The sequence below is a fragment of the Bartonella sp. AC10YNML genome (assembly GCF_042196825.1).
Lineage (GTDB): Bacteria > Pseudomonadota > Alphaproteobacteria > Rhizobiales > Rhizobiaceae > Bartonella.
On record NZ_JBHIRA010000009.1, the window covers coordinates 1 to 8,621 of the forward strand.

The 8,621-nt window shown below is 38.9% G+C and carries 6 protein-coding genes; 3 read left to right on the top strand and 3 right to left on the bottom strand.

Features of this window, described 5'->3' with window-relative positions; all coding sequences use genetic code 11:
- Positions 1-408: 408 nt before the first annotated feature.
- Complete coding sequence (locus ACFINA_RS05830; protein WP_375607010.1) at positions 409-2,394, top strand: M23 family metallopeptidase; 1,986 nt, start codon at positions 409-411, stop codon at positions 2,392-2,394.
- A 902-nt stretch (positions 2,395-3,296) separates the two neighbouring features.
- Here ACFINA_RS05830 and ACFINA_RS05835 read toward each other — a convergent pair.
- From ACFINA_RS05835 to ACFINA_RS05845, 3 genes are all read right to left on the bottom strand, one after another.
- Positions 3,297-4,727 (bottom strand): sensor histidine kinase, encoded by a 1,431-nt coding sequence (locus ACFINA_RS05835; RefSeq protein WP_375607011.1) that lies wholly within the window; start codon positions 4,725-4,727, stop codon positions 3,297-3,299.
- Positions 4,728-4,951: 224 nt separating this feature from the next.
- The gene (locus ACFINA_RS05840; RefSeq protein ID WP_375607012.1) at positions 4,952-5,506 is read right to left on the bottom strand and encodes an RNA polymerase sigma factor; all 555 of its coding nucleotides are present in this window, start codon (positions 5,504-5,506) and stop codon (positions 4,952-4,954) included.
- A gap of 7 nt (positions 5,507-5,513) precedes the next feature.
- Positions 5,514-5,717: a NepR family anti-sigma factor gene (locus tag ACFINA_RS05845; RefSeq protein WP_015856821.1), complete on the bottom strand. Its 204-nt coding sequence runs from the start codon at positions 5,715-5,717 to the stop codon at positions 5,514-5,516.
- Positions 5,718-5,886: 169 nt separating this feature from the next.
- Between ACFINA_RS05845 and ACFINA_RS05850 the strand changes: the two genes are divergently transcribed.
- The gene (locus ACFINA_RS05850) at positions 5,887-6,681 is read left to right on the top strand and encodes a response regulator (protein ID WP_375607013.1); all 795 of its coding nucleotides are present in this window, start codon (positions 5,887-5,889) and stop codon (positions 6,679-6,681) included.
- 22 nt (positions 6,682-6,703) lie between these two features.
- A complete protein-coding gene (locus ACFINA_RS05855) occupies positions 6,704-7,717 on the top strand; it encodes a sensor histidine kinase (protein ID WP_375607014.1) in 1,014 nt (337 codons plus the stop codon).
- Positions 7,718-8,621 lie beyond the last annotated feature (904 nt).

Sequence of the window (8,621 nt, forward strand, 5' to 3'; positions counted from 1 at the left end):
AACCAAAGAGTCAATATCATTTTTTATTTTTTTTAAAATAAAATATTGTAAACAACTGGTTGTATTTCAAGACATTATAGGCAAAATAAGAAGCGTATAAAAATAAAACATGAAAACAGAAGAAATTCAAAGAGTGCATAGCGCCTTTAAAGTAAAATATAGCATCCCATTGCAAGGCATAAAATATCAAATGCATGGATTAATTAATCTCAAGAGCGATTATTTTACCTTACTTTAATATTGATTCAAAAGGATTTCTCTACACAGGTATGATTTATAAAGACATTGCTGTATAAAGAGAATTCGCATGATCTGTAATTTGTAAAAAGAATCAAATTCCTGTAGAAGCATGCTAAGCTATCTAGCTAGCTTTCTTTATTTAATATTGAGAAGTACTCTTATAAATCTATGTGGGATAACGAACAACAAAAAAACGATCCTGGACAAGATCCTGCTCTTGTCGTCAAGCGCTTGCGGCCTGCACGCCGACAGGTCTCTGCTCGTTGGCTTACAGGAACCATTCTGACAGGAATCACTTCCTGCATTCTTATGGGTATTGCACTTTTTACGGCTCTTGATGAACAACAGCGATTGGTAACCCCTCCACAATGGTTTACGCAAGAAAACCTATCAGAATCACAAGATCTTGAAGCCAATGGCTATAAAGGTGATCGCATTTCTCCCACCCATGCACGGCAAAGCTTTGACAAAAAACGTCAATTTGAATTATCGATTCTACAAAAAAAAGGCGATGAAAAAGTCATTCAAACACAACATTTTGAATGGATTCGTATGGCTTTAGCCGAAAAGCGCCCCCAGAAATATAGCTATCCAAAATTTGATTCTTTAAGCATTCTTGCCAGTGATTCGACAAATCAAAACGCTAAACTACAAGATTCTGGACAGATTTATGGAGCAAAGGTGGAAACAAAACTCACCTTACGCAGCTATGATTTTAAGGTAAATCAATTCGATTTTGATGACACTGACACATTGACAGATGAAGAGGCACAACAAGAAGTGCAAAAAGCTGGATTTACTTTAGAAAAGAGCTCCGAACTTCTTTCAGTTCTCACATTGATTGATCCTTTAAAATTAGAAGATGTATCCTCCCCTTCCCAAGGTACAGAATCCCCTGAAGTTCGAATCGTTCAAGAAAATGTAACCGTTTCTCCTCAAAGTCACCGTATCGATCTGACGAAAAACTATGTTGAAGATATTATTCCTATTCGTAAAAAACAAACGATAGCCGATGCTTTCAAAAAAACCAATTATACAAAAAAGCAAATTGACCAGGTTGTAAAAACGCTAGAAAAAATAAGCCTTTCCGATACCCTTAAAGAGGGAAGCCTTTTACGCATTGGCATCGTGACACAAGCGGGAGAAGAAGACCATCTCGTACGCGCAAGTATCTATCAAGGAATGCATCATATTCTCACCATTGCCCTGAATGATAAAGGCCAATTCATTGAAAGCACAGAGCCTAAAATGTCTAAAGCACTTAAAACGGCTTTTCAAAATGGTATTCCACATTCTTATATCAATAGCGCGCAATTACCAACGGCTTATGATGCACTCTATAGTGCTTTGCTAAGCCATAATATATCACAATCTCTCTCTCATCGTCTTATTCGTCTGCTTGCCACCAATATTGATATGAAAAGCCAGATAACCCCCAATGATCAGATTGAAATATTTTATGCCATACCACAAAGCGATAAAGAAACCCAAAACGGCAAAAAGAACTTAAAAGCCAAAGAACCCTCCAAGAACACTGATCCAGAAATTCGTTATATTAGCGCCACTTTTGGGAATACAACTTATAAATATTACCGTTATCAATTAAAAGATGGAAGCGTTGATTATTATGATTCTGAAGGGAAAAGTTCAAAACCTTTCTTGTTGCGCAAACCCACACCAAATGGCATTTTTGGCTCTCCCTTTGGCCCACGCAAACACCCTATTTTAGGCTATATTCGCATGCATACGGGTGTTGATTGGGTTGCTCCTAAAGGATCACCCATTATTGCTGTAGGAGATGGTATTGTCACAAAAGTAGGTGTAACAGGCGGCTATGGAAATCATACGGAAATTCAACATGCCAATGGGTATATTAGCAGTTATTCACACCAAAGTCGTTATGCACCAGACATCAAACCAGGCGTGAAAGTACGACAAGGACAAATTATTGGGTATGTTGGATCAACAGGAATGGCAACCGGTCCCCATTGTCATTTTGAAATCATTGTCAATGGCGTCAAAGTTGATCCCATGCGCATTCGTATACCGGATAGCAAAGCCTTAACCAATCAAGACCTACAAACATTCCTACAAGAAAAAAACAACATTGATGCCTTGATCAACAGCCCAATAGCACCCTCCGAAGAAACTTAAAGCATCTACCTTTTTACAACTCAAAACATCTAAAAAATATGCTTGAGCGCTTACTTTTCTCAAAGAGATTTCCGCATTTTAAATATCTATTAAAGAATACGCCGAAATATGCCGCCACCCAAGGTCGCATCACAATGATTGAAAATAAAACGCCCTCCCCTTTTCTGGTTTACGCACAATAGAAAAGTAAAAAATATGAAACCCCAAAAGGTTAACTCTTCTTGTTTATTTTATCAAAACGATAAAAATCCCTTTGTTTTCCATGCAATAAAATCTCAAATCAAAGAGGTGCCCGCTAAAGGATGAAGATTCTAAAACCCATACCATTCTATAAACAACCCGGCTTCTTTTTGAATAAATTCCACCTATTGAATGCTTATGCTGTTCATGACCCTAAAGGACAGTGTTTCATGAACTTTCTGAGCACGTTTTACCTTAAGAATATTCGTTACACACTTTTACAAAAACACCCCATATTTAAAATTTTAACAGCCCTTACAAAAAATAATAAAACTTGAAAAAACAATCTATTCGCAAAGAAATAGAGCTTACGAATATAAGTATTATTAGCGTAAAGGAGCACTTATTCAAAATAAATTTAAATTTTAACTTAAGCACTTCAAAGCTATAAAACATACAAAAAAGGAGAATTTTGAAAGCTGATCATCGGAGTAAACAAAGCGAAAAAACAACAAGAGAGAAAATCAAACATTACACCAAAAGATAAAGAAGCAAAGTTGCTTCTCTTGAAGACAATCGATAATTTAATATTAAAGAGTGATGTGTTCGCGCTATGAAGCCGTATTTTTCCTCCTTCTTGTGAAAAGATGCCCTCCCCATACATTCACGATGAATGAAAGGCAGCTTACCACGAGCAAAGAGAAAATTTACCCTTTTAAAAATCAGTCAGAGCTTTTTTTTGAACTATTCATGCTAAGTTTTGGCAAAGGAATGACAATTTTTGTACCTCCTAAAGCAGAAGTTTCAAACAGAGGTTTTTCACCAAATTGCATACAGAGCTGTTCCACGACTACACGACCAAGTCCTGTTTTTTGTTTTAAAGTTTGGCTTTTCATTCCCACGCCATCATCTTCTACAATGAGCATCAATTGTCCATCTTTCTGGGGACCAAAGGAGATATAAATATGACCGGACCGTTGATCAGGAAAGGCATGTTTTAAGGAATTTGTCAGCAGTTCACCAAGGATAATTCCAAGTGTTGTCGCATCTCTTGAAGACAGGCGACACTCTTTAAAGTTGGTGTGAATGGTGATGTTTTCACGCAATTCAAAAGGGACTGCCAATTCGACATCATGCACAACAGAACTGAGAAACTCTGCCAATAGTGTCGTTTCCATATCATCACTTAAGCGCAAACGACGATGTGCTGTAGAAATTGTCTGAATACGATCACGTGCAGCTCCTAGAACAGAACGGACCTCTTCATTTTTGCTTCGGTTTAACTGGAGCCCCAACAAAGAAGACACCGTCCCAAGAGAATTGCCAATGCGATGGCTTGCATCCTGCAACAATATTTCAACCCGTTGGCGTTCTTTTTCAGCGTGATTGCGTGCTCTTTCTAATTCTTGTGTTCGTTCTTTCACGCGGGCTTCCAGAGCGATGTTTTCACTATGAAGCAGCAATTGATACAATTTTAAAGAGCGCATATCACGATGAAAACGATTAATAACAAAATAGGCCGAAACAAAAGTACTGACAACAGAAACAATAGCTGCCAATGTTAAAGCAGCACGCATCAATGCGATACCCTCGCGCTGTTTTTGGCGCACCACATCATCCCCATTAATAAAACTTGTCATCAATTGCGCTAAACGTGCTACAGGAATTTTTGATACTTCCAAAGAGTCCGCATGAGAAAGTTGAGAAGGTTGTTCAGAAATCGCATCAAGAGCATGCATATGGGCACTCATAAAGGCTTTTCGTGCTTCAACCTCTTCTTTAAAAGCCGTAAACCATTTATACCACTGCGGATGCGCATAAACAATAAGTGCGATATAGTCGAGAATATTCCCCAACTCCCGCTCTGAATTTTCAAAACGTATTTTATCTTCCGCCTTGCGCGTTTTTGCATAGCTGCGATCAGCAACAGCCATATCAATCAAGCTAATAAGGACCAAATCAGCCTGTTCACGCAATTCTGAACTTGTATTCAACTGTGCGACTTCTCGATCAACGGCATTTGAAAGCAACATAATAAAAACCGATGCCAAAAGAGCCATAACAAGAGAAACAACAATCGCACCCCACCGCCAGCGTGATATCGTTGCATCAGAAGAAGGCATTTGAGGCATCAAATTTGTTTTTGTTGTCATAGAATGTCCATTGGCGAACTTGAAAGTCGTCATTTTTCAGCACAAAGGAAGGCAACCTTATGGAACATAAAACCTAAAGCCCGTGAGAAAGTTTTATACAGGCTTTTCTTGTGTTCTTAAAGATACACGCCAAACTTCTGAATTCCCTCAGATACTGACTTTACTGTAATAGCTATAACGGGAATAAAAAAAACAAGGCTATCGATCATAATTATTATGCTTTTTTAGCCGTTAAATGAACACAATGTACTTCCAGCTGAGTAAGAATCAGGACCATAATCAGACTCACCATTGACATTAAGAAGTTCTTGTAATCGATTACGCGCCCTGCTCACACGGCTTTTAATGGTTCCAACAGCACAACCACAAATAGCCGCAGCATCTTCATAAGAAAATCCCGATGCGCCAATGAGAATAATGGCTTCTCTTTGATCGGCAGAAAGCAAATTTAAGGCTTTTTTGAAATCTTGCAAATCAAGTGATCCATATTGAGCAGGATGAACAGCGACATTTTGAGTAAACACGCCGTCGGTATCTTGAACTTCTCTTCCCTTTTTACGCATTTGACTATAAAATTCATTGCGCAAAATGGTAAAAAGCCACGCTTTAAGATTAGTTCCCATCTCAAAACTATCTTGCTTAGCCCATGCCTTCATAACAGTATCTTGGACCAAATCTTCGGCTTTATCGTGCTTGCCACTTAAAGAAACAGCAAAAGCTCGTAAAGCCGGCAACACAGAAAGGAGTTCTTGTTTAAAGTTTTTCGCGCACTTTGACATAAAGGATTCAAACCTTTTCCACATTGTTTAAGCCAAATTGCTCTGCGCGCTCCAACTTCTCTAAAAGCTCAAGCAAACACCGTGGCAGTGCTTCTTCTTGAATTTCCATGTAAAATTGACGTAACTTCCGTGCTATTTCGCTATTGACCCCGAGAAGATCATCTCCAACTGTAAATTGTGTAGTGAGATTTTTTTCATCACGGTCGTTCATTTTTCATCCCCCTAATCCATATATTATTGGTAGCACCGCGAAGAATTTTTTCGCCTTATGGTTGTAAATATAGCTGTCGGTAAAAAGTTCCATACAAATCAAGGAACTTTTTTATCGGTTGAGAATTTCAACCAACAAAATGCTTGAAAGGTCAAAGGAGTTATAAATTATGTCATTATCAACGCGCATTGCCCCGCATCTTCCCTATCTTCGGCGTTTTGCCCGCTCTGTCACCGGTAGCCAATCCTCTGGCGATGCTTATGTTTCAGCGATGTTGGAAGCACTCATTGCCGACATCTCCATTTTTCCCAAAGCCTCCACTGACCGAATTGGTACCTATTGGCTTTTTTGCCATCTTTTTGACCAAACCACACCAAACATCCCTGAACCCCTGCCCCAATTTGGTCTTGAACAAAAAACCAGTGCCAAATTATCCTATCTCACGCCCCGTGCACGCCAAGCATTTTTGCTCATTGCCGTTGAAGGATTTCATGAACAAGACGCCAGCGAAATCATGAATCTGGATACGAAAGAATTTCGCAAACTTCTCAACCAAGCATCCATTGATATTTCTCAACAAATTGCCACTGAAGTAATGATTATTGAAGATGAACCTCTTATTGCACTTGATATTGAGCAAATGGTAGAAAGCCTAGGTCATCATGTTGTAGGAATAGCGCGCACGCGTGATGAAGCTGTCATTATGTATCATAAGAAAAAACCACGGTTGATTTTGGCTGATATTCAATTAGCCGATAACAGTTCAGGGATTGATGCGGTCAACGAGATTTTGAAAAATGACCGTATACCGGTGATTTTCATCACGGCTTTTCCCGAAAGGCTTCTCACTGGCGAGCGTCCAGAACCAACTTTTTTAGTGACCAAACCTTTTAACCCTGATATGGTGAAAGCGCTTATTTCCCAAGCTTTATTTTTTCAAGAGAATGCTTCTAAAGCGGCTTAGAACAGGGTAACATCTTAAAATTATGATCGTTACGCCTCTTTCAAAGCCTCCCATGGATAGATCTCATATGAGTGCGCTCATGCAAGCGATTCGTGGTGCTGATATTTGCGTTCTCTATCAGGCAACAAATCTAGTTTATTTATGGGCTGAAAATTTGCCACACCATTTGCACCATAAATGGCGGGTTGGGTGTCGTGACAGCGACTTTTTTTCGCTTGACCTTGCAGACAATATGGAAACCATCAAACTGCAAGTTTTAGCCAGTGGCAAAATGCAAACCGTTGAAGCACGTTTTGAAGATACAAATAAACAAGAGATTTGGTACAAATTTTCTATTGATTGCCACCGCAATGATAACGAAGACATTATTGGGATTATCACCACCGGTGTCAATATTTCCGGCTTACGCCGCCGTGAACAAGTGCTTAAAATCCTTCTTCGCGAGGTCAGTCATCGTTCTAAAAACCTTCTAGCGATCATTCAAAGTATTGCCAGCCAAACCGCCCGCTATACTGAATCTCTTCAGGTTTTTTTACGAAAATTTCAAGGTCGTCTTCATTCTCTTTCTCATTCTCAAGATTTGATCACTGATTCCGATTGGCGTGGTGCTCAATTTCGCGAATTGGTCCAAACGCAAGCTTTAGGCTATTTTATGAAAGAAACAGAACGTTTTTCACTTGAAGGCGTCGATCCTTATCTTTTTCCCAATGCCGCTTTGCATATCGGTTTGGCTTTTCATGAACTGATTGTCAATTCTCTTTCTTTTGGAGCCCTTTCCCAAGAAAAGGGGAGCATCTGTGTACGCTGTGAAATCGAAACAAAACTGAATGGTAAAACACAACTTATCATCACTTGGCATGAAAATTTTGAATCCGGCATCCCTCCCACAAACAATAAAAAAGCCTGTTTTGGTAGTGCCGTTCTCGAAAAAATCGTTCCCATTTCCGTGAATGGTTCAGCTTCTCTCAAATTGACACAAGAAGGAATTGTCTATTGCCTCTCTGTTCCTGATACTTATTTTGATATTTTTTCTTAAAAGAGCATTTTAAACAATGAACAAGAAAAGTTTCCCCTTTTTTAGCAAAATGTCTCATCTGTTTATTAAGCACAAAGATATTTTCCAACCTCTTTAAACCAACCTCTATTGTCCCCCAATAGTTCCCCAAAACCTTAACGATGAGAACTGAAAGCCACATAAAATCCATTCCCGCTGTCAATCAACTTCCATCCCTCATATAATCGCATATTTTAAAACAGAAACCAAAACGATAAAGAGCAAACCGTTTCAGCTTTTATATGCAAAATAAAAGCGAGCCTATTACCCATCTCTTTTTGTGTAATTTTCGCAATGCGTATATAATTTTATTTTGGCAGAATATGAAATTTCAAGAAGTAAAGCTAATATCCATCATCACTCCTCAGCTTTACGGGCTTAAAGCATCCACGACAACGGCAATTAATTGATGTAAATTACACATTTTATGCTTTTATTTATCGCATTTTTTAATGGAGATATCCTCTTCAGTTACAATAGGGCTTCCTAAAACAGAATACATTTGTGTCCCTCATTCACGCACTTTTTTAATATTTCCCAGCGCATCCACGCTCATTTCAAAACAGTATCTGTAAATAAGATATAATAGCCCCCGTAAAGTGAAGCATCAAGCCCGTCCCTTGTTACACCACGTCCTTCTTTACCTTCATACCCCTTTTCACTTCATAAAAGTAGTAGCTGAGCATCATCATACCATTTGTCTCTCATGTTACAACAGCCGTTGACCTTTGAGAGCGTCCATAAGAGGCATTTCAGTCTTTTTTTAAATATTACTCACCAATATAAAGCCCACACACACACCCTTTTATGACGTGCAAGCCTATGACTTTGATTAATTCACTATAGAACCGACATCTCAAAGGGGAACCGACACCTCAAAGGGGAA

Coding starts and splice junctions, on each gene's coding strand:
- ACFINA_RS05830 (WP_375607010.1), top strand. CDS start 409: ATGTGGGATAACGAACAACAAAAAAACGATCCTGGACAAGATCCTGCT.
- ACFINA_RS05855 (WP_375607014.1), top strand. CDS start 6,704: ATGATCGTTACGCCTCTTTCAAAGCCTCCCATGGATAGATCTCATATG.
- ACFINA_RS05835 (WP_375607011.1), bottom strand. CDS start 4,727: ATGACAACAAAAACAAATTTGATGCCTCAAATGCCTTCTTCTGATGCA.
- ACFINA_RS05845 (WP_015856821.1), bottom strand. CDS start 5,717: ATGAACGACCGTGATGAAAAAAATCTCACTACACAATTTACAGTTGGA.
- ACFINA_RS05850 (WP_375607013.1), top strand. CDS start 5,887: ATGTCATTATCAACGCGCATTGCCCCGCATCTTCCCTATCTTCGGCGT.
- ACFINA_RS05840 (WP_375607012.1), bottom strand. CDS start 5,506: ATGTCAAAGTGCGCGAAAAACTTTAAACAAGAACTCCTTTCTGTGTTG.